Genomic DNA, 20,422 nt, shown 5'->3' on the forward strand with positions numbered 1-20,422 from the left:
AAACCCCCCCGTCCAGGCGGGGATTTTGTTGTTCCCCCCGCTCGTGGCCCTCCCCCGGCGGGTTTTTGTCTTTCCCGTTTACGGTTGCGCGGAGCTGGGCGGGGCACTACCAAAACCAGAACCGCTTACTTGTTCGGCGCAAACGCCAAGGTGCGACGGGTGGTGGTCGGGCTGCTGATCGGCTCGAACTTCCAGCGTCTCACCGCATTCAGGGCTTCACGGTCGAAGGTGCGGGCAGGGGTGGCACGCAGCACGCGGGCGTCGGTGACCGAGCCGTCGGTGCCGATGGTCAGTTCCACCAGGACTTCGCCCGAGGTGCCCGAACGCAAGGCGTCGGCCGGGTAACGCGGGGCCGGGGTGCTGACGGCACGCAGCGCCGGTGCTGCGGCCGGCTTGGGCGCGGCGGCCTGCTGGGCGGCTGCCTGGGCAGCACTGCGCTGCTCGGCTTCGCGGCGGGCAGCGGCCTGACGCTCTGCTTCCAGGCGCTCGCTGTCCTTGCGCGCGGCTTCCTGCTTTGCTGCAAGCTGCTGGGCGGCGGTGGCTTCGGCGGCCTGCTGCTGGGCCAGGCGCTGCTGTTCGACCTGCTGCTTGGCGCGGGTTTCAGCGTCCTTCTTGGCCTTGTCGGCTTCTTCCACGGTGCGGCGTTCGGCCACCTGCATGCTGCCGGTGACGCCCTGCTTCAGGCGCGGCAGCGCCGGTGCGGTTGGGTCTACCTTCTCCACCAGTGCGATCAGGCGCTGGGTTTCGGTGAAGTCCTCGCGGCTCAGGGCCTGCTCGGCGGCAATCAGGGTGTAGGGCTGCAGATCGGTCAATGCGCTCTTGATCGACGCGTCGTCAGGCAGCTTGTCGCGCAGCGCGAGGTAGTACTCCATGGCGTTGTCGCCGGCCGGTGCATACATGCGGTTGTCGCGCAGTGCGGCGCTGGCCAGATCGCGCAGCTGCTGGGTGTCCATGGCCTGGACCTTTTCCGCTACTGCTGGTGCGGCGGGTGCAGCTGCTGCAGGCGTGGCCGGTGCAGCTGCCGGTGCGGCGGGTTCATCCCTGCCGGAACAGGCAACCAGCGTGGTCAGCAGAAGAGCGGGCGCCAACAGACGCAGCTTGCCTTTACTCATGACGTACGACATCAAACATCCCCTTGAATCGACGAACGTGGACTGCGTTTGCCTTGACGGCGCGAGGCGATGGCATTTCCCGATGCCGTACCCATCAGCAGTGAAGCGCGAATCTAGCATCGCCGGCGCGGTAAGCGGGGGTCGATGATGACGCTGAAATGAAAAAGTGATGGGCGTCACATCATGTGCCGCCCATCATTGCGGTTGCTCAGTGTGCGTTGGCCGCCGGCTTGGCATGGCCGTTGGACATCAGCTTGTCGGTCCAGGCGATGCCGATGGCCGACAGGATGAACACGCAGTGGATGATGGTCTGCCACATCACACCGTCGCTGGTGAACTTGGTGCACAGGTCGCCGGAAGCGATCAGGTCCTTGGTGCACAGCGGCAGGCCGACCTGGCTGGCCTCGATGAAGGTCTTGAGCAGGTGGATCGAGGAGATGCCGATGATCGCCATCGCCAGTTTCACCTTCAGCACCGAGGCGTTGACGTGGCTCAGCCACTCCGGCTGGTCCGGGTGGCCCTGCAGGCGCAGGCGCGAGACAAAGGTTTCGTAGCCGCCGACGATCACCATCACCAGCAGGTTGGAGATCATCACCACGTCGATCAGGCCCAGCACGATCAGCATGATCTGCTGCTCGCTCCAGGTGCTGGCGTGGGAGATCAGGTGCCACAGCTCCTTGCCGAACAGGAACACGTAGACGCATTGCGCGATGATCAGCCCCAGATACAGCGGCAGCTGCAGCCAGCGCGAGGCGAAGATCAGGGACGAGAGCGGACTCAGCGGTTTGTGTTGGGACATTGGGAGGATGGTGCGTTGCGGAAACAGGGGAGGTTACCGGTCGCCCGGAAGGCTGCCAAGCGGCTACCGTAGGAGCCCCTGAGGATGGTTCTGCCGAGGCGTATTCATGATCGACCTTTATTACTGGCCCACCCCGAATGGCCACAAGATCACCTTGTTCCTGGAGGAGGCGGGGCTGGAGTACCGCGTGCACCCGGTCAACATCGGCAAGGGCGACCAGTTCCTGCCGGAATTCCTCGCCATCTCGCCGAACAACAAGATGCCGGCCATCGTCGACCATGCCCCGGCCGACGGCGGCGCGCCGCTGAGCGTGTTCGAGTCCGGTGCCATCCTGCTGTACCTGGCCGAGAAGACCGGCCGCTTCATCCCCGCCGACCTGCGCGGCCGCGCCGCCACCCTGGAATGGCTGTTCTGGCAGATGGGCGGGCTGGGCCCGATGAGTGGGCAGATGGGCCACTTCAATGTCTATGCGCCAGAGCGCATCCCCTACGCGATCGAACGCTATGACAGCGAGGTGCGACGCCTGCACCGGGTGATGGACAAGCGCCTGTCCGAGTCGGCGTTCCTTGGCGGCGACGATTACGGCATCGCCGACATGGCCAGCTACCCGTGGATTGGTGCCTACGCCAAGCTGCCGGTGGACTTCGAGGCCTTCCCGCACCTGCGCCGCTGGCACCAGGCCATCGCCGAACGTCCGGCCACCCAGCGCGCCTACGCGGTCGGGCCGACGGTGAACCCGCAGGCCGGGCAACCGCTCAGCGACGAAGAAAAGCGCCTGTTGTTCGGCCAGCGCTGAAACGCAGCAGGGGATCGGGCAGCGGCCGCCATGTCGGCGGCACGCTGCGCGGCAAGGGAATCACCACGCCAGCGGCGTGGCTTCCTGTTTCCAGAACAGCCAGCGACGTATCTCCGGGTGCGCGCCTACGCCGACCTGCTCCGGATTGGCGGCGGTCGATGTCAGGTCGAGCAGGTGCACCGTGCCCGAATAGCTGCCCACCGCCAGCAGGCGGCCATCGGCGGAACTGGCCATCGCACTGATGGTGCTGCCGACATGCTGCTTCCACAGCAGGTTGCCGGCCGCATCCACCGCGCGCAGGTAACCATAGGCGTCGCCCAGCACCAGTCCACCGGCCACCGTCGCGCTGGCGTAGATGCGCCCGCCCGGGTCCACCACCCGCAGTGCCGGATGGTCTTCGTAGAAGTCGGTGCTGATCTGGCCAAAGGCAGCAGTTTCCACCGCGATGGTGGCGCCGTTGTAGAAGTGGCAGGCGTTCAGTGCGACATGCTGGCCATCGGCGAAGAACGCCGCGTGGTGCGGATACTCGCCGTGTGGGCCGATCGTGCAGACCGCCTGGCCCTGGCCGTTGAAGATCCGGTGGTGACCGTCCTGCTGGCCGCAGGCAATCCACTGGCCATCGGGCGAAACCGCGGCATGCACCATGTCCAGCCGCACTGCATAAGGGTCCTCGTCGGCAGCCTGTTCCTGCAGTTCGTCGGCGGTCGGCAACAGCCGCTGGATGCCACCCGCGCTGCACAGGAACACACCATCGGCACGCACCACCACCGCGCGCTGGCCGTCGTTGAAGGGGATGAGCTGCTGGATCGCGGCCTCGTCTTCGGCTTCGGCCAAGGCGGCCAGGCCTGCCGGCAAGGCCTCCTCGCCACGTGGCAGCGCAAGCTCGGCGACGGGCTCGGTCCGTTCGTTGTGCATGATGCGGATGTGCCTGTCCGTGGCGAACGCGACCAGCTGCCGGTCCGGGCTGCTGCCGAACATCACCACGTCGGGCAGGGGACGGGCGTCCAGCCCGCGCACCATCAGCACCTGGCCCGGCTCGTACCAGGCACCGGTGCGCACCAGCAGGCTGCCGTCGGGCAGCCAGGCCAGCGCGCTGAAGCCCTGGCCATTGGCCTCCAGCAGCGGCTGGGTGGCCTCGTGCAGCGGCGGCCATTGCCCGCGCAGCTGCGCCAGTGCCGCCTCGTCGCCGTTGGCATTGGCGGTGCGCAGCGCTTCCATCAGCGTCGGCAACAGCGCCGACAGATCGGGTGGATCCTGCGGCTGTCCCATGCCCTTCCAGTTGCAGGCATCACCACGGGCGACGTAATCGTTGAGATGGCTGGCGTAGGCATGGACGGCGGCCTGCCAGCGCAGGTGTGGAGCGGAATCGGTCATGTGGATGCGAACGGGATCGTCGAAGCAGGACTTTCGATGGAAGCACAGCACGCCGTGGTTCGCTAGGATGGCCCGATCCGTGCTGTCCCCGACAGGAATCCCATGCGTCCCTTGATTCTAGCCCTTGCCATGATCCTCGCCACTCCCGCCGTCCACGCTGAAAAGCTCACCCTCGAAGCCATCACCGGCAAGGCGCCGCTGTCCGGCCCCACGTTGATGAAGCCGAAGGTCGCGCCGGATGGTTCGCGGGTCACCTTCCTGCGTGGCAAGGACAGCGACGTCAAGCAGCTGGACCTGTGGGAATACGACATCGCCAGCGGCCAGACCCGGCTGTTGGTGGATTCCAAGGTGGTGCTGCCCGGCACCGAAACCCTGAGCGACGCCGAGAAGGCGCGCCGTGAGCGCCAGCGCATCGCCGCCTTCAGCGGCATCGTTGACTACCAGTGGTCGCCGGATGCGAAGACCCTGCTGTTCCCGCTGGGTGGCGAGCTCTATCTCTACGACCTGGGGAAGCAGGGCAGCGCAGCAGTGCGCAAGCTCACCAATGGCGAAGGCTTCAGCACCGACGCCAAGCTCTCGCCCAAGGGAGGCTTCGTCAGCTTCGTGCGCGAGCGCAACCTGTGGGTGATCGACCTGGCCAGCGGCAAGCAGCTGCAGCTGACCCGCGACGGCAGCGCCACCATCGGCAACGGTGTGGCCGAATTCGTCGCCGACGAGGAAATGGACCGCCACACCGGTTACTGGTGGGCGCCGGACGACTCGGCCATTGCCTTCGCCCGCATCGACGAATCGCCGGTGCCGGTGCAGAAGCGCTACGAGATGTATGCCGACCGCGTGGAGATGGTCGAGCAGCGCTACCCGGCGGCTGGTGATCCGAACGTGCTGGTCACCCTGGGTGTGATCGCCCCGCGCGCTGATGCGGCAGTCAACTGGGTGGACCTGGGCAAGCAGACCGATATCTACCTGACCCGCGTCAACTGGCGCGACGGCCAGCACCTGAGCTTCCAGCGCCAGAGCCGTGACCAGCACACGCTGGAGCTGATCGAAGCCAATCTGGCCGATGGCAAGCAACAGCTGCTGCTCACCGAGACCAGCAAGACCTGGGTGCCGCTGCACAACAGCCTGAAGTTCCTCAAGGATGGCCGCTTCCTGTGGTCGTCCGAGCGCAGCGGCTTCCAGCACCTGTATGTGTCCAGCGCTGACGGCCGCAGCCAGACCGCGTTGACCTCGGGCAACTGGCCTGTCGATGAGCTGCTGGCCGTCGATGAAGAAGCAGGTACTGTCTACTTCCGTGCCGGTGTCGACTCCGCGCTGCGCAGCGAAATCTATTCCGTGCCGCTGGCCGGTGGCACGCCGACCAAACTGTCGAAGACCGCCGGCATGCACAGCGCCGCATTCGCCAGGAACGCCAGCGTCTATGTGGACAGCTGGTCCAACAGCACCACGCCGCCGCAGATCGAGTTGTTCCGCGCAAATGGCGAAAAGATCGCCACCCTGCTCGACAACAACCTGGCCGACGCCAAGCACCCGTATGCCAGGTACCGCGATGCACAGCGTCCGGTCGAATACGGCACGCTGACCGCAGCCGATGGCAAAACGCCGCTGAATTACAGTGTGATCAAGCCGGAAGGCTTCGACCCGGCGAAGAAGTATCCGGTTGCCGTCTACGTGTACGGCGGCCCGGCCTCGCAGACCGTGACCGACAGCTGGCCCGGCCGCGGCGATCACCTGTTCAACCAGTACCTGGCCCAGCGCGGCTATGTGGTGTTCTCGCTGGATAACCGCGGCACGCCGCGTCGCGGCCGTGACTTTGGCGGCGCGCTGTACGGTGTGCAGGGCACGGTGGAAGTGGCTGACCAGCTCAAGGGCGTGGAGTGGCTGAAGTCGCAGCCGTGGGTGGATGGCAACCGCATCGGCGTGCAGGGCTGGTCCAACGGCGGCTACATGACCTTGATGCTGCTGGCCAAGGCCTCGGACCAGTATGCCTGTGGCGTCGCTGGCGCACCGGTCACCGATTGGGGCCTGTACGACACCCATTACACCGAGCGCTACATGAACCTGCCGGCAGCCAATGTCGATGGCTATCGCGAAGCACGGGTGCTGACGCACATCGCCGGGCTGACCTCGCCGCTGCTGCTGATCCACGGCATGGCCGATGACAACGTGTTGTTCTCCAATTCGACCGCCCTGATGAGCGCGCTGCAGCAGCGTGGCCAGCCGTTCGAGCTGATGACCTATCCGGGCGCCAAGCATGGGTTGTCTGGGGCGGATGCGCTGCACCGCTATCGGATGGCTGAGAACTTCCTTGGGCGTTGTTTGAAGCCTTGAGGCGGGTTGTTGTTTTGATGCGTGGGTGAGGGGGGCTGCGGGCTGGAATCGAAAAGCACCCCTCCCCAGCCCTCCCCTTCGCTGCGCGAAAGGGAGGGGGCAAAGCTCAGCTCCCTCCCTTTGGCCAAAGGCCAAGGGGAGGGTTGGGGAGGGGTGCTCCTGCTGTTGCTGTTGCTCCTGCCCCAATCCCGAATCTCCAATCCGGCCCACCCCCACTTCCTACCCTTGCCGCCCCGGCAATGACTGCGTACGGTCAGCCCATCCCTTACGGAGCTGTCCATGAAGCCTCTCGTCCTCGCCGTCGCGCTCGCCCTTGCCGCCCCGCTGCCGCTCACCGCGACTGCCGCCGCACCGGCAACGACCAAGACAACCCCCGCTGCACCGGCCTGGGTTGCGCGCAGCAATGAGCTGGCGCAGATCCTGCTGCAGGCGCAGGCGCCGTTCCAGCCAGAAATGACCAGCTTCTTCGGCGTGCCCGGTTATGACGACAAGGTCGTCGATCTGGGCGCGGACAACGCCGCGCGCTACCGCGCCGCGATGAACAAGGCGCGCGATCAGCTGCGCGAGAAGCTGCAGGTCGAGCGCGATCCCAATCTGCGCCAGGACCTGGAGATCATGATCGGCGCCGCCGAGCGCAACATCGAGAGCAGCACCCTCAACGAACAGCACCTGATGCCGTGGATGGACGTGCCGCAGACCGTGTTTGGCGGCATCAACGGCCTGCTGTCCGACCAGGTGCCCGAAGCGCGCCGTGCCAAGGCACTGGACCGACTCAATGCCTACCTCGGCAGGGCGCCGGGCACGCAGCCATTGGCCACCCTGGCGCGCCAGCGCTACGAGGAAAAAAGCGGCACGCCCAACCTGCTGCAGCCGACCAAGATTGAAGTGGATCAGGCGCTGGCCAATGTCGATACCTACATTGCCGGCATCGGCAAGCTGTTCGCCAAGTACAAGATCGACGGCGCCGATGCCTCGCTGGCCGAGCTGTCCACGCAGATGAAGGACTACATCGCCTGGACCAGCAAGGACGTGCTGCCCAAGGCACGCACCGACAACCGCCTGCCGGCCGAGCTGTATGCCTTCCAGCTCAAGGAAGTGGGTGTGGACATCGACCCGGCGCTGCTGATGCAGCGTGCCCAGCTCGAATACATGGAAACCCGCGCGATGATGCGCCAGCTGGCACCGCTGGTGGTACAGGCCAAGGGTTTGAAGGTCGCCGACAATACCGACTACGTGGCGGTGATCCGCGCGCTGAAGCAGGACAAGATCAGCAACGACCAGCTCGAATCGCATTACCGTGGCGTCATCGATGCGATCGATCCGATCATCCACAAGCAGGGCATCGTCGATGTGCCGCAGCGTCCGCTGCAGATGCGCCTGGGCAGTGAAGCCGAAAGTGCCGCCTCGCCGGCACCGCATTACCTGCCGGCACCGCTGGTCGGCAACACCGGCCAGCAGGGCACCTTCGTGCTGCCGCTGGGCAACCCGGCCTCGGGTGAGAAGGCGCAGTACGACGACTTCAACTTCGGTTCGGCGGCGTGGACGCTGAGCGCGCACGAAGGCCGCCCCGGCCATGACCTGCAGTTCGCGGCGATGGTCGAGCGCGGCATCTCGCTGGCGCGCACCATGTTCGCCTTCAATTCCGTCAACGTTGAAGGCTGGGCGCTGTATGCCGAGGCCGAGATGGTGCCGTTCGAGCCGCTGGACGGGCAGATGATCGCGCTGCAGTTCCGCCTGCTGCGCGCCGCCCGCGCCATGCTCGACCCCGCCCTCAACCTGGGCCAGACCGATCGCGAGCGCGCCCGCAAGGTGCTGGTGGAAGGCGTTGGGCTGTCCGAGGCGATGGCCACCCAGGAACTGGACCGTTACACCGTGCGCGCGCCGGGCCAGGCCTGCAGTTACTTCTACGGCTACACCCGCATCATGGAACTGCGCATGCGGACCGAGCTGGCCTTGGGCGACAAGTTCGATCGCCTGGCATTCAACAACTTCCTGCTCGACCAGGGCCTGTTGCCGCCGGATCAGCTGGCCGCCGCGGTCAACGAAGTCTTCGTGCCGGCCCAGCGCCGCAAGTAAGCAAAAGGGCGCCGCAAGGCGCCCTTTTTCATTGGGCTTGTTTTTGTGGGAGCGGCGTAAGTCGCGAAGCCACCACATCATCAGATGGCATGGACAGCAACGACTTCAGCACCATCAGTTTCATTTTTGTGGGAGCGGCGTAAGCCGCGAAGCCGCTACATCATCAGATAGCAAAGCTGCCAAGGCCTTCAGCACCATCAGCTTCGCGGCTTACGCCGCTCCCACAGCGCGCACAGAACAACGCCAGCCCAGGCCGCTTCATTCCTTGTCGTTGGACGGCTTCACCGTCGTGCTGTCTGTCGCATCGGCCTCGAACAGATGCATCAGGTCGGCACGGGCATCGCGCGAGGTCTGCATCACCGCCACCTCGTCGTCGTAGACCAGATGCTGCGCCTTGAGCAGCGCTTCATCGTGCTCGCGGAAACGCTGCACATGGTCGCGTGCGACATTCTCCGGGAAGCCGAGCGCGGTCAGTACCCGCTCGCTGGCTTCAAGGCTGGAGCCGAATACCTCGCGGAACGGTTCGGCCGACATGTCCAGCAGCTTCCACGCGTGCTGGCGGTTGCGCGCACGCGCCAGCACCGTCGCCTTGGGATACATGCGCCGCACCAGCCGCACCGCGCGCAGATTGGTGTCCGGGTCATCCATTGCCATCACGAACACGCGGATGTGCTCGGCACCGGCTGCGCGCAGCAGGTCGGGGCGGGTAGGGTCGCCGTAGTACAGCTGGTTGCCGAAGCGGCGCAGGTCCTTCACCGTGTCCGGGTCGGCTTCCAGGGCAACAAAGGGAATGCGCTGTGCGGTCAGCAGGCGGCCGACGATCTGGCCGAAACGGCCCATGCCGGCAATCAATACCTGCGGTCGCTGCGCCCCGGCATCCTTCAGCGTTTCATCCGGCTCGGGTTGGGCAGGGCGCGCAGGCGGCTTGAGCTGCAACGTGCGTTGCAGCGCGAGCAGCAGCAAGGGCGTGATCGCCATCGACAGGCTGACCACCGCCACCAGCCGGTCGTGGTTGATCCGCCCAAGCAGATGCGCGCGCTCGGCTTCGTTGAACACCACGAAGGCGAACTCGCCGCCCAGCCACAACACGCTGCCAAGCATCAGTGCATTGCGCAGCGACATCCGCGCTGCCAGGCCGAGCGCGATCAGGATGGAGAACTTCACCGCCAGCAGAATGGCAACGCCCAGCGCGATGATCTCGGGTTCGGCGGCAACCCGCTTCAGGTCGATGCCCATGCCAACGGCGATGAAGAACAGACCAAGCAGCAGGCCCTTGAACGGTTCGATCTGCGATTCGATCTCGTGGCGGAACTCGGAGTCGGCCAGCAATACACCGGCGATGAAGGCGCCCAGGCTGGCGCTGAGCCCGGCCTCGGCCATGAACCAGGCCGTGCCCAGCACCACCAGCAGGGCGGTGGCGGTGAATACTTCCGGCATGCGGGTGCGGGCGACGATGTTGAACAGCTGGCGCAGCATCGGCCGGCCGAGCACGATCACCAGCATCAGCGCGCCGAGGGCGATGGAGGCATCCTGCCAGCTCAGGGTTTCGTTCTTGACCCCGCCCAGCAAGGGAATGGCGGCCAACAAGGGAATGGCGACCAGATCCTGGAACAGCAGGATGGCAAAGCCGAGCCGGCCATAGTCGGAATTGAGCGCCTTGTGCTCGGACAGCAGCTGCAGGCCAACCGCGGTAGAGGACAGGGCCAGCGCGGTGCCGATCACCAGCGCGCTCTTCCACGAGAAGTGATTGAGCAGCAGCAGGCCGCCCAGCACCACCGCACTGATCAGCACCTGCACCGTACCGGCGCCGAACACCGGCCGCCGCATCACCATCAGTCGCGACGGCGACAGCTCCAGCCCGATCACGAACAACAGCATCACCACGCCGATCTCGGCAGCATTGAGGATGCGATCGGCGTCCTGCACGAAGCCCAACACGTGCGGGCCCAGCACCACGCCAGCGGCCAGGTAGCCCAGCACCGCGCCCAGCCCGAAGCGCTTGAATACCGGCACGGCGATGACCGCCGCCAGCAGCAGTACCAAGGCTAGTTCGAGACCGGTGCCATGCATTGAAAGGGATTCCTTGATTGATTCCGCTGACCGGCCGGGCAGCTGCCTACCGAGGATTTCACATTATGCGGACTGTGCCGTGAGTGAATGCGAACGGCAGCCCTTCATTGCCGGGACGCAGCGATGCAGGCTTGACCCCGTCGGCCAACAGGACCAGACTCGCGCCGCTGGCGGTAGAGCCGCGCAGCACCTTTCCGGAGTCCAACCCATGTCCAGCGACAGTAGAAGTCGATCGCGATCGTCGACACCAGCGACGGCAACCGCCTGACAGGGCTGGTTCGCCCCGTGCTGGCGTTGCGGTCGCAATCCAGAACAGGCGAATCAACATGAACCAGAAGCAATTTCTGCGGCCAGTGGTGGACGCAGCCACGCTGAGCGCGCCCCTTGCCGATTACAACACCGCCGACGCGGTGGAGTATCTCAACGCCCTGCCATTGCCGCTTGCGGCCAATACGCTGGCGGCGCTCTCATTGCCGCGTGCGGTCAAACTGCTGGAAGCCCCTGAGCTGCAGCATGCCGGTGAGCTGATCGCGGCGTTACCGCCGGCCCGCGCCGCGGCCCTGCTGGGGCTGATGGCCGACGACCGTGCCACCGATATCGTCCATGAGCTGGATGATGCCGAGCGCGCGCGGCTGATCCCGCTGCTGGCGCCGGAGGCGCGGCGCTCGATCCAGCTGCTGCTGAGCTATCCGCCCAATACCGCCGGCGCCTTGATGACCACCGAGTTCGTCGGCGTGCCGGCAGACTGGACGGTGGCGCAGACCCTGCAGCACATCCGCGAAGTGGAGCGCAGCCGCGAGACGGTCTACGCCATCTATGTGCTGGACCCGCAGACCCGCCAGCTGCAGCAGGTGGTGACGATGCGGCGGCTGATCACCGGCGAGCCCGGGGATTCGATCCTGGCCGTCGCCCAGGTCAATCCGCCGGTGACGGTGGATGCCTTGCTCGACCAGGAAGAGGTGGCGCAGCTGATCCGCCGCCACGACCTGCTGGCGATCCCGGTGGTGGATGCCCAGCAGCAGATGCTGGGGATCGTCACCGTCGACGACATCCTCGATGCACTGATCGATGAATCCACCGAGGACGTGCACAAGTTCGGTGGTGTGGAAGCGCTGGACAAGCCGTACATGCAGATCGGCTTCCTGGAGATGCTGCGCAAGCGCGCCGGCTGGTTGAGCGTGCTGTTCCTCGGCGAGATGCTCACCGCCAGCGCCATGCAGCACTACGAGGACGAGCTGGCGCGTGCGGTGGTGCTGACCTTGTTCATTCCGCTGATCATGAGCTCAGGCGGCAACTCCGGCTCACAGGCGACCTCGCTGCTGATCCGCTCGCTGGCGTTGCGTGAACTGCGCCTGCGCGACTGGTGGAAAGTTGCGCTGCGCGAGCTGCCGACCGGCGTGGTGCTGGGTGCGATCCTCGGCAGCTTGGCGATCATCCGTATCACCGTCTGGCAGCTGGCCGGCCTGCACGACTACGGCGAGCACTGGAAGCTGCTGGCGGTGACCATCGGCGCGGCGCTGATCGGCATCGTCACCTTCGGTTCCCTGTCCGGCTCGATGCTGCCGTTCGTGCTCAAGCGCCTGGGCTTCGACCCGGCCAGCGCCTCGGCGCCGTTCGTGGCAACGCTGGTGGATGTCACCGGCCTGGTGATCTATTTCAGCATCGCCGCAATGATCCTGGGCGGCACCCTGCTCTGAATGTAGTGCCGAGCCATGCTCGGCAGAGGTTATACCCGTAGAGGTGGACCTGTAGTGCCGAGCCATGCTCGGCAAGGGCTCTACCGGCAAACCCAACAGCAAACGCAGAAGCCACCCCTCCCCAACCCTCCCCTTGGCTACGCCAAAGGGAGGGGGCTGTTTGCGGCCATCTGCCAGTTCGCCGCTTGTCTCCCTCCCTTTGGCGCCAGCCAAGGGGAGGGCCGGGGAGGGGTGCTCTTCGCCAAATCCAACCCCCCACTTTGATCCAACGCAGCCCACCCAGCACCGCAGCCGTGTACCTTTGACCCGGTACCCGCAACAGGCGTCGCAATGAGCACCTATCACCTGCAGACCGTATTCCGCCCCCGTTCGGTGGCAGTGATTGGCGGCAGCCCACGCGATCGTTCCGCCGGCCGCGCAGTGATCCGCAATCTGCGCGCCGGCGGCTTCGCCGGGCAGATCGGTTGGGTCAGCCCGCGCTATGCCGAAATCGACGGCATGCGCACGGTCAAGAAGCTCAAGGACCTGCCGTGGATTCCGGACCTGGTGGTCATCACCGTGCCGGCAACGCTGTTGCCGCAGGTCGTCAGTCAGGCCGCCGAACTGGGCGTGGCCGCCGCCATCATCCTCACCTCCGGCCTGGGAAAGGGCCCGGGCTCGTTGGCCGCACAGGTTGAAGCCGCCGCACGCCCGAAGGGCATGCGCGTGCTCGGCCCGCATTGCCTGGGCGTCATCGCCCCGCATGCGCGCCTCAACGCCAGCATCGCCGCGCACACGCCGCAGGCCGGCGATCTGGCGTTGATCTCCGAATCCAGCGCGATTGCCGCTGCACTGGTGGAATGGGGCGTGGCGCGCTCGGTCGGCTTCTCGGCGGTGGTATCGCTGGGCGATGCGCTGGACGTCGACTTCGGCGACCTGCTCGATTACTTCGCCAGCGATTACCGCACCCGCGCCATCCTGCTCTACGTCGACCAGATCAGCGACGCGCGCAAGTTCATGTCGGCCGCTCGTGCCGCCGCCCGTGCAAAACCCGTGGTGGTCGTCAAATCCGGGCGCAAGCCGCGCGGCAGTGATGAAGTAACCACCACCCATTCGCAGGCGTTGGCCGATTCCGATGCGGTCTACGGCGCAGCCTTCAACCGCGCCGGCCTGCTGCGGGTGAACGCATTGGACGAGTTGTTCACCGCCGCCGAAACCCTGGGCCGTCTCGGAACCTTCCCCGGCCGGCGCTTGGCCATCCTCAGCAATGGCGGCGGGGTCGGCCGGCTGGCCGTGGATCAGCTGCAGGCGCTCGGCGGCAGCCTGGCCGAGCTGTCACCAGCCACCGTCGAGCTGCTGGACCAGGCCTTGCCGCAGGGCTGGTCGCGCGACAACCCGGTCGACATCGTGGTCGATGCCGATGGCGGCCGTTACGCCTCGGCGATTGAAGCGCTGCTGTCCGACGACGCCAACGACGCGGTGCTGGTCATCAACGTACCGACTGCGTTCACTTCCTCGGCAGAGGCCGCGCAGGCGCTGACCACCACGCTCGGGCAACGCTCGCGGCAGTTGCGCGACAAGCCGGTGTTCGCGGTCTGGCTGGGCAATGACGATCGCGCCACGGTCACCCTCAACACCGCCCGTGTGCCGACCTATCCCACCGAAGCCGATGCCGTGCGCGGCTTCCAGCATCTGGTGCGTTACCGCGAGGCGCAGACCGCGCTGATGGAAACGCCGCCCAGCCTGCCAGCGGATTTCGTGGTGGACGTGCCAGCCGCACGCGCGCTGGTCGAAGCGGCACTGGCCAACGACCAGCAATGGCTGGACCCGGTGGCGACGCACAAGCTGCTCCAGGCCTACGGCATCCCGTCATTGGAAGTGATGGTCGCGCGTGATCCGCACGAAGCGATGGACCTGGCCCAGCCACTGCTGGAGCAGGGCATGAGCGTGGCGGTGAAGATTCTCTCGCCGGATATCCCGCACAAATCCGAAATCGATGGCGTGCGCTTGAACCTGGGCAGTCTGCGCGCGGTGCAGTCGGCGGCGACCACCATCCTGCAGCGTGCCAGCGAGAAGCGTCCGCAGGCCCGCATCGAGGGGGTGCTGGTGCAACCCAGCCTGACCCGGCCCAAGGCGCGCGAGCTGATCGCCGGCATTGCCGATGATCCGGTATTCGGACCGGTGGTGGTGTTCGGCCGTGGCGGGACGGCAGTGGAGGTCATCGACGACAAGACCTTGGCGCTGCCGCCGCTGGACCTGCGGCTTGCCCATGAAGTGATCGGCCGCACCCGTGTCTCGCGCATCCTCAAGGCCTATGGCGATGTGCCGGCGGCGGACGAGCGGGCGGTGGCGATGGTGCTGGTCAAGCTGGCGCAGCTGGCGGCGGATATTCCGGAGATCCGCATGCTGGACCTCAATCCCCTGCTGGCCGACCGCAACGGCGTGATCGCCCTGGATGCACGCGTGGCAATCACCCCGGTCAAACGCCTGCACAAGGGCCGTGGTCATCCGCGCTTCGCGATCTTCCCGTATCCCAACGAATGGGAACGCACGATCGATCTGTCCGACGGTGGCAAGGCCTTCATCCGCCCGGTGCGGCCGGAAGACGATGGCCTGTTCCGCGCGTTCTTCGCGCGTGTCACCGACGATGACCTGCGTCTGCGCTTCTTCCAGTCGGTGAAGCACTTCAGCCACGAGTTCATCGCCCGCCTGACCCAGCTGGATTACGCGCGTTCCATCGCGCTGGTGGCGATCGATCCCAAGACCGGCGAGATGCTAGGCGCAGTGCGCCTGCACGCCGATGCGGACTACAACCGCGGCGAGTACGGCATCCTGATCCGCTCGGACCTGAAGGGTCACGGCATCGGCTGGAAGCTGATGCAGATCATGATCGAGTACGCCGGCTGGCTGGGTTTGAACGTCGTGGAGGGGCAGGTGCTGCGTGAGAACAGCACCATGCTGGCAATGTGCCAGAGCCTGGGTTTCAAGGTGAAGGCGGATCCGGATGATTCGACCATCATGAATGTGACGCTGCCGGTGGGTGAGGTTAAGAGCTAAAGGCCAAGAGCCAAAGGCCAAGAGCCAAAGGCCAAGAGCCAAAGGCACCCCTCCCCAACCCTCCCCTTGCCTGCGGCAAAGGGAGGGAGCCGAGCTGCCCCCTCCCTTGCGCGTAGCGCAGGGGAGGGTTGGGGAGGGGTGCTCTGCTTCGCTCCCTCCCTTGCGCATAGCGCAGGGGAGGGCTGGGGAGGGGTGCTTTGGCTCTGGCTTTGGCAGTTGCCCAACCCCACCCCTCACCCCCAAACCACCCCAAGGCGCGACAATAGCGCCATGCAAACGAACCAAGACCCAGCAGCCAGGACCCCGCTGCTACTGCTGCCCGGCCTGCTCAACGACGCCACGCTGTGGCAGGCCCAGCTCGAAGCACTCGCCGACATCGCCGATTGCCAGGTCGGCGACCTCACCCAGCAAACCACCATGCGTGCCGTCGCCGAAGACGTACTGGCCAAGGCACCCGCACAGTTCGCCCTGGCCGGCTTCTCCCTCGGCGGTTACGTCGCCCAGGAAATCCTGCGCATCGCCCCGCAGCGGGTGTTGAAACTGGCGCTGCTGGATACCTCGTTCAAACCCGACTCACCCGAGCGCGCCGCACAACGCGTGGCACAGCAGAACAGCGTCCGCCTGCCCGGCACCTTCCATGGTTTCGGCGACAAGCTGATGCGCAGCTACATCGATGCATCGCGGCTGGAGGATCATGCGCTGGTGGATACCGTGCGCAGCATGACCGCACGCCTCGGCGCGGAAGTATTCCTGCGCCAAAGCCAGCTGCAACGTGCAGATGGCAGCGAGGTCCTGCGTGCCTGGCAGGGCCCGGCCTTGATCATCTGCGGGCGTAACGATGCGATCACGCCGCTGTCGGTCAGCGAGCAGATGGCCGCATTGATTCCGCAATCACGCCTGGTGATGATCGAGGACTGCGGCCATCTCGCGCCGTTGGAAAAGCCCGCGGAAGTGAGCGCAGCGCTGCGTGCATGGTTGCTGCAGGCTACGGGTGACTAGTCCCGACAAACGGCTGAGCCGCGCAGTTCAGTACGCAAACGCATCACTGTGTTTGCGGATGAACTCCGCCCAGCGCACCGGCTCGCGGCCGGTGATGGCGGGGAAGTTGTCGAAGGTGGCTTCAATGCCCGGCACGCGTCGCTCGGCGACACGCTGGAAGTTGTCGCGTACGCAGTTCATGTAAGCCATCTCGGCGCCGGCCGCGCGCATGTCCTCCAGGAACACATCCGGGCTCAGCGCCTCGTAGCGGAATGGTTGGCCAAGCAGCTCCGTCATCAGCGCGGCAACCTCGCCATAGGACTTGGCGTCGTAGCCCAGCCGATAGGTCTGCCCGGCATGTCGTTGCGGCCACGCCAGCACCTGTGCGGCGACCGCGGCGACATCATCGCCATCGACCCAGCTGAAGCGCGCATCGCCGGTGTATTGGCGGATGACGCCGTTGACCACGGCGCGGGTGCCGTCGTAGCTCAGCAGGTTCTGCATGAAGGCTTCCGGCCTGAGATGGGTGAACGAAAAGCCATGCCACTCGATATAGCGTTCCACCAGTTGGTGCCAGGCCCAATGCCCGATGCTGGCGTCATCACCGCCGCAGGCACCCAGGTGCACCACATGCTGTACGCCGGCCTGCTTGGCTGCATCGAGGAAAACCTTGCTCTGGCGCAGCATGTCCACGCTGTAGCCGGTGACCAGGAATACGCGGTCAATGCCCTGCAGCGCAGGCAGCAGCGTGTCTTCCTTGTCGAAATCCAGCAGCACTGTGCGGATTCCCTGTGCCTCCAGCGCGGCGGCTTTGGCTGGAGAGCGCACGGCCGCGACCGGCGTTACCGCATCTTCCAACAATAGGTTTCTCAAGGTCTCGGCGCCGATCTGACCGGTAGCGCCGGTGACAAGGACGGTGGGGCGTTGCTGGCTCATTGCTGCCTTGGATGCTTGATAGAAAAGGACGCCCAGCCTATCGTGGAGCCACATTCCGTTCCGCGACGGTTTTTACCGGTTTTACGGAACCTGATTCTTCAATAGCGAAGCCTGCCGCATGCACCCCTCCGAACGCCTGAAAGGCCTCGACGTCTTCGTCTGTGTTGCTGACGCTGGCAGCTTCACTGCAGCTGCGGAGCGGTTGCACCTCACCGCCTCGGCGGTTGGCAAGTCGATTGCGCGATTGGAAGAACGATTGGGTCGCACGTTGTTCCATCGCACCACGCGGCGCATGTCACTTACCGAGGCCGGCATCGCCTTCCACCGGACCTGCACGGAAGTGCTGACGAACCTGGAGGAGGCCGAGGTGGCGCTGCGGGCTGAGGATGATGAGCCAAGTGGGCGAGTGCGCATTGATCTGCCGGCCGCATTCGGCCGCTTGCAGGCCTTGCCGATCATCCTGGGTTTTGCCCAGGCCTATCCGCTCACTCGGCCGCAGGTGTCGTTCTCTGACCGCTTCATCGATCCGGTCGAGGACGGTGTCGATATCATCGTGCGCATCGGTGGACCCGATGCGTGGTCGTCGCTGGTCGAGCATCGACTGCTGGGCCATGAGCAGCACGTGTTCTGTGCGGCCCCCGCCTATCTTGCCGCGCATGGGGTGCCGGCAGCGCGTGAGGATCTGCTGGCGCATCGCTGCATCGCCTACGGACGCGCCGATGGCTCGGTCAGCCCGTGGCGCTTCGCAGCCGCAATGCCAGGCGAAGTAGAGCTGCAGATGATGCCGGCTCCGCTGGTAGTGGGAGATGGTGAAGGGCAGGTCACCGCTGCGCTGGTTGGCAGCGGCATCGTGCAGCTGCCTACCTGGTTGGTACGCAGTCATCTTGAGGATGGCGCGTTGGTGGAAGTGCTGCCTCATCTGGCTAGCCAGGGCCTGCCGCTCAGCTTGGCCTGGATGAAAAGTCGGCGTCAGCTGCCCACGGTCAGCCTGTTGCTGGAAACGCTGGTTGAGGGCTTGGCGCCGCGTATCCGCTAGTTGCGCCACAATCGCAGCATCATCGACCGATGGCGGGCAGGTAGCACCAGCCCGCCATGGCTTTACTCAGCAACCGCGCTTCAATCCCAAGCCGGCGCAATACCCGGATTGGCTACACGCTCACCCCGATCCAGCTCCGCGATCCGCGCCATGTCCTCGGCATCCAGCCGCAGCTGCGCCGCCTGCAGGTTGCCGGCAAGGTTTTCGCGCTTGGTCGACGACGGAATCACCGCATAGCCCTGCTGCAGCGCCCATGCCAACGCGACCTGTGCGGTGCTTGCCTGGTGCTTGTCGGCAATGGCCTGGATCACCGGGTCCTTCAGCACCGCGCCATAGGCCAGACTCATGAACGCGGTGACATGGATGCCCTGCTCGCGCAGGTAGGCGATCAATGCACGGTTCTGCAGATAGGGATGCACTTCGATCTGGTTGGTGGCGATGGCATCGGCGCCGAGGATGGCGATGGCCTGGCGGGTCAGGTCGATGGTGAAGTTGGAAACACCAATCGCCTTGGTCAAACCCAACGCCTTGGCTTCACGCAATGCACCGAGGAACTCGGCCATCGGCACTTCGTCCTTGGGCGAGGGCCAATGGATCAGCGTCAGGTCGACGTGATCGGTGCGCAGCTTGCGCAGGCTCTCGCGCAGGCTGGCCAGCAGGTCATCGTGGTGGAAGTTGCTGATCCAGATCTTGGTGGTCAGGAACAGCTGCTCGCGCGGCACCGTGCCGCTGGCGATTGCCGCACCCAGATCGGCTTCGTTCTCGTAAATCTGCGCAGTGTCGAAAGCACGGTAGCCAAGGTCCAGTGCGTTGTGCACGGAGTCGGTGAGTACCTGATCCTTGAGGCGATAGGTGCCAAGGCCGATAGCGGGAATAGTCATTCAAATCTCCATAAATTCGCGCTTACAGGCTACGCCGTGCAGCGCGAACAAAAACCCAAGGGGAAGTAACAGCGTGTTCCGTCAATGCGCGCTGACGGCAATGCCGTTGGCGCGCACATCCAACCCATCGCGGCGATCCAGCCGGCCGCTCAGTACGGTCAGTGCCAGCGCAGCCAACACCACCAGCGCGCCAATCCACGGCGTGTGCATCAGGCCGATGTGATCGACCACCAGGCCGCCGAGTGAGGCACCCAGTGCGATGCCGATGTTGAAGGCGGCGATGTTCAGGCCGGAGGCGACATCGGTTGCCTGCGGCACGAAGCGCTGTGCCTGCTTGACCACGTACACCTGCAGGCCCGGCACATTGCCAAATGCCACCGCACCCAACGCCAGCACGGTCAGCAGCACCAGCCAGCGGTTGTAGGCGGTGAAGGTGAGCACCAGCAACACCAGCGCGAGCAGGCCGAAGATCAAGGTCAATGCAGGAATCGGACCGCGACGGTCAGCCAGTCGCCCGCCCCACAGATTGCCTATGGCCACCGATACGCCGTAGACCAGCAACACCGCGCTCACCGCATTGGCCGAGAAGCCGCTGACGTCCTGCAGGATCGAGGCGAGGAAGGTGAAGGACAGGAAGGTGCCGCCATAGCCCAGCGCGGTCATTGCATAGACCAGCAACAGGCGCGGCTGCGCCAGCACCGCGAACTGCTGGCCGAACGTGGCCGGCGCGCTGCGCGGCAGGTCGCGCGGCACGAACAGCAGGCTGCCGAGTAGGGCGATCACGCCCAAGGCAGCGACGGCGAGGAAGGTCGCGCGCCAGCCCAGGTGCTGGCCGATGAAGGTGCCCAGCGGCACGCCGGTCACCAGCGCCACCGTCAGCCCGGTGAACATGATCGCGATCGCACTGGCAGCCTTGTCCTTGGGCACCACCGAGGTGGCGATGATCGAGCCGATCGAGAAGAACACGCCGTGTGCCAAGCCGGTCAACACCCGCGCCACGATCAGCGAGCCATAGCCGGGTGCCATCCACGCGATCAGGTTGCCGACGGTGAACAGCAGCATCAGCGCGACCAGCAAGGCCTTGCGCGGTATCCGTCCGGTCAGAGCGGTGAGTACCGGCGCACCGACCGCAACGCCCAGCGCATACAGGGAAACCAGCAGGCCGGCCGAGGGCAGGCTGACATGCAGGTCGGCGGCAATGGTCGGGATCAAGCCGACGATGACGAATTCGGTGGTGCCGATGGCGAACGCACCCAGCGTCAGCGCCAGCAAGGCAAGGGGAATACCGCGTGACATGGGCGAA

General features: G+C 65.4%; 14 protein-coding genes. 7 read left to right on the forward strand and 7 right to left on the reverse strand.

The genetic code is table 11. The annotated features are described in order from the left end of the window. Positions 1-125: 125 nt before the first annotated feature. Together AC1VWL_RS14035 and AC1VWL_RS14040 are read right to left on the reverse strand one after the other, a co-directional pair. A complete protein-coding gene (locus AC1VWL_RS14035) occupies positions 126-1,112 on the reverse strand; it encodes an energy transducer TonB (protein WP_482987103.1) in 987 nt (328 codons plus the stop codon). Between the two features lie 208 nt (positions 1,113-1,320). After that, positions 1,321-1,911 carry a TIGR00645 family protein gene (locus tag AC1VWL_RS14040; RefSeq protein ID WP_482987104.1) on the reverse strand — a complete coding sequence of 197 codons (591 nt, stop codon included), beginning with the start codon at positions 1,909-1,911 and terminating at the stop codon, positions 1,321-1,323. Positions 1,912-2,017: 106 nt separating this feature from the next. Here AC1VWL_RS14040 and AC1VWL_RS14045 point away from each other — a divergent pair, with 106 nt between their 5' ends. Continuing rightward, positions 2,018-2,707, forward strand: a complete 690-nt coding sequence (locus AC1VWL_RS14045; protein ID WP_482987105.1) for a glutathione binding-like protein — start codon at positions 2,018-2,020, stop codon at positions 2,705-2,707. A gap of 60 nt (positions 2,708-2,767) precedes the next feature. Here the strand turns inward: AC1VWL_RS14045 and AC1VWL_RS14050 are convergent, their stop codons facing one another. Continuing rightward, positions 2,768-4,081 (reverse strand): WD40 repeat domain-containing protein, encoded by a 1,314-nt coding sequence (locus tag AC1VWL_RS14050; protein ID WP_482987106.1) that lies wholly within the window; start codon positions 4,079-4,081, stop codon positions 2,768-2,770. A 102-nt stretch (positions 4,082-4,183) separates the two neighbouring features. Between AC1VWL_RS14050 and AC1VWL_RS14055 the strand changes: the two genes are divergently transcribed. Together AC1VWL_RS14055 and AC1VWL_RS14060 are read left to right on the forward strand one after the other, a co-directional pair. Beyond that, positions 4,184-6,409 (forward strand): S9 family peptidase, encoded by a 2,226-nt coding sequence (locus AC1VWL_RS14055; protein WP_482987107.1) that lies wholly within the window; start codon positions 4,184-4,186, stop codon positions 6,407-6,409. 279 nt (positions 6,410-6,688) lie between these two features. Further along, positions 6,689-8,485 carry a DUF885 domain-containing protein gene (locus tag AC1VWL_RS14060; protein ID WP_482987108.1) on the forward strand — a complete coding sequence of 599 codons (1,797 nt, stop codon included), beginning with the start codon at positions 6,689-6,691 and terminating at the stop codon, positions 8,483-8,485. A gap of 258 nt (positions 8,486-8,743) precedes the next feature. On the opposite strand, the gene AC1VWL_RS14065 is transcribed toward AC1VWL_RS14060, so the two are convergent. Beyond that, positions 8,744-10,555 carry a monovalent cation:proton antiporter-2 (CPA2) family protein gene (locus AC1VWL_RS14065; protein ID WP_482987109.1) on the reverse strand — a complete coding sequence of 604 codons (1,812 nt, stop codon included), beginning with the start codon at positions 10,553-10,555 and terminating at the stop codon, positions 8,744-8,746. Between the two features lie 326 nt (positions 10,556-10,881). Between AC1VWL_RS14065 and mgtE the strand changes: the two genes are divergently transcribed. From mgtE to AC1VWL_RS14080, 3 genes are all read left to right on the forward strand, one after another. Next, positions 10,882-12,252, forward strand: a complete 1,371-nt coding sequence (gene mgtE / locus AC1VWL_RS14070; protein ID WP_482987110.1) for a magnesium transporter — start codon at positions 10,882-10,884, stop codon at positions 12,250-12,252. A 330-nt stretch (positions 12,253-12,582) separates the two neighbouring features. Beyond that, positions 12,583-15,288 carry a bifunctional acetate--CoA ligase family protein/GNAT family N-acetyltransferase gene (locus tag AC1VWL_RS14075; protein ID WP_482987111.1) on the forward strand — a complete coding sequence of 902 codons (2,706 nt, stop codon included), beginning with the start codon at positions 12,583-12,585 and terminating at the stop codon, positions 15,286-15,288. 270 nt (positions 15,289-15,558) lie between these two features. Then, positions 15,559-16,287 carry an alpha/beta fold hydrolase gene (locus AC1VWL_RS14080; RefSeq protein WP_482987112.1) on the forward strand — a complete coding sequence of 243 codons (729 nt, stop codon included), beginning with the start codon at positions 15,559-15,561 and terminating at the stop codon, positions 16,285-16,287. Between the two features lie 27 nt (positions 16,288-16,314). Here the strand turns inward: AC1VWL_RS14080 and AC1VWL_RS14085 are convergent, their stop codons facing one another. Then, positions 16,315-17,202 carry an SDR family oxidoreductase gene (locus tag AC1VWL_RS14085; protein WP_482987113.1) on the reverse strand — a complete coding sequence of 296 codons (888 nt, stop codon included), beginning with the start codon at positions 17,200-17,202 and terminating at the stop codon, positions 16,315-16,317. A gap of 118 nt (positions 17,203-17,320) precedes the next feature. Here AC1VWL_RS14085 and AC1VWL_RS14090 point away from each other — a divergent pair, with 118 nt between their 5' ends. Next, the gene (locus tag AC1VWL_RS14090; RefSeq protein ID WP_481533160.1) at positions 17,321-18,238 is read left to right on the forward strand and encodes a LysR family transcriptional regulator; all 918 of its coding nucleotides are present in this window, start codon (positions 17,321-17,323) and stop codon (positions 18,236-18,238) included. Between the two features lie 80 nt (positions 18,239-18,318). Here the strand turns inward: AC1VWL_RS14090 and dkgB are convergent, their stop codons facing one another. Both dkgB and AC1VWL_RS14100 read right to left on the reverse strand, forming a co-directional pair. Beyond that, positions 18,319-19,119, reverse strand: coding sequence for a 2,5-didehydrogluconate reductase DkgB (gene dkgB / locus AC1VWL_RS14095; RefSeq protein ID WP_481533159.1), 801 nt, complete (start codon positions 19,117-19,119; stop codon positions 18,319-18,321). 81 nt (positions 19,120-19,200) lie between these two features. Then, a complete protein-coding gene (locus tag AC1VWL_RS14100) occupies positions 19,201-20,415 on the reverse strand; it encodes an MFS transporter (RefSeq protein WP_482987114.1) in 1,215 nt (404 codons plus the stop codon). Positions 20,416-20,422: the final 7 nt, after the last annotated feature.

This window comes from Stenotrophomonas sp. STEN063 (genome assembly GCF_056854515.1).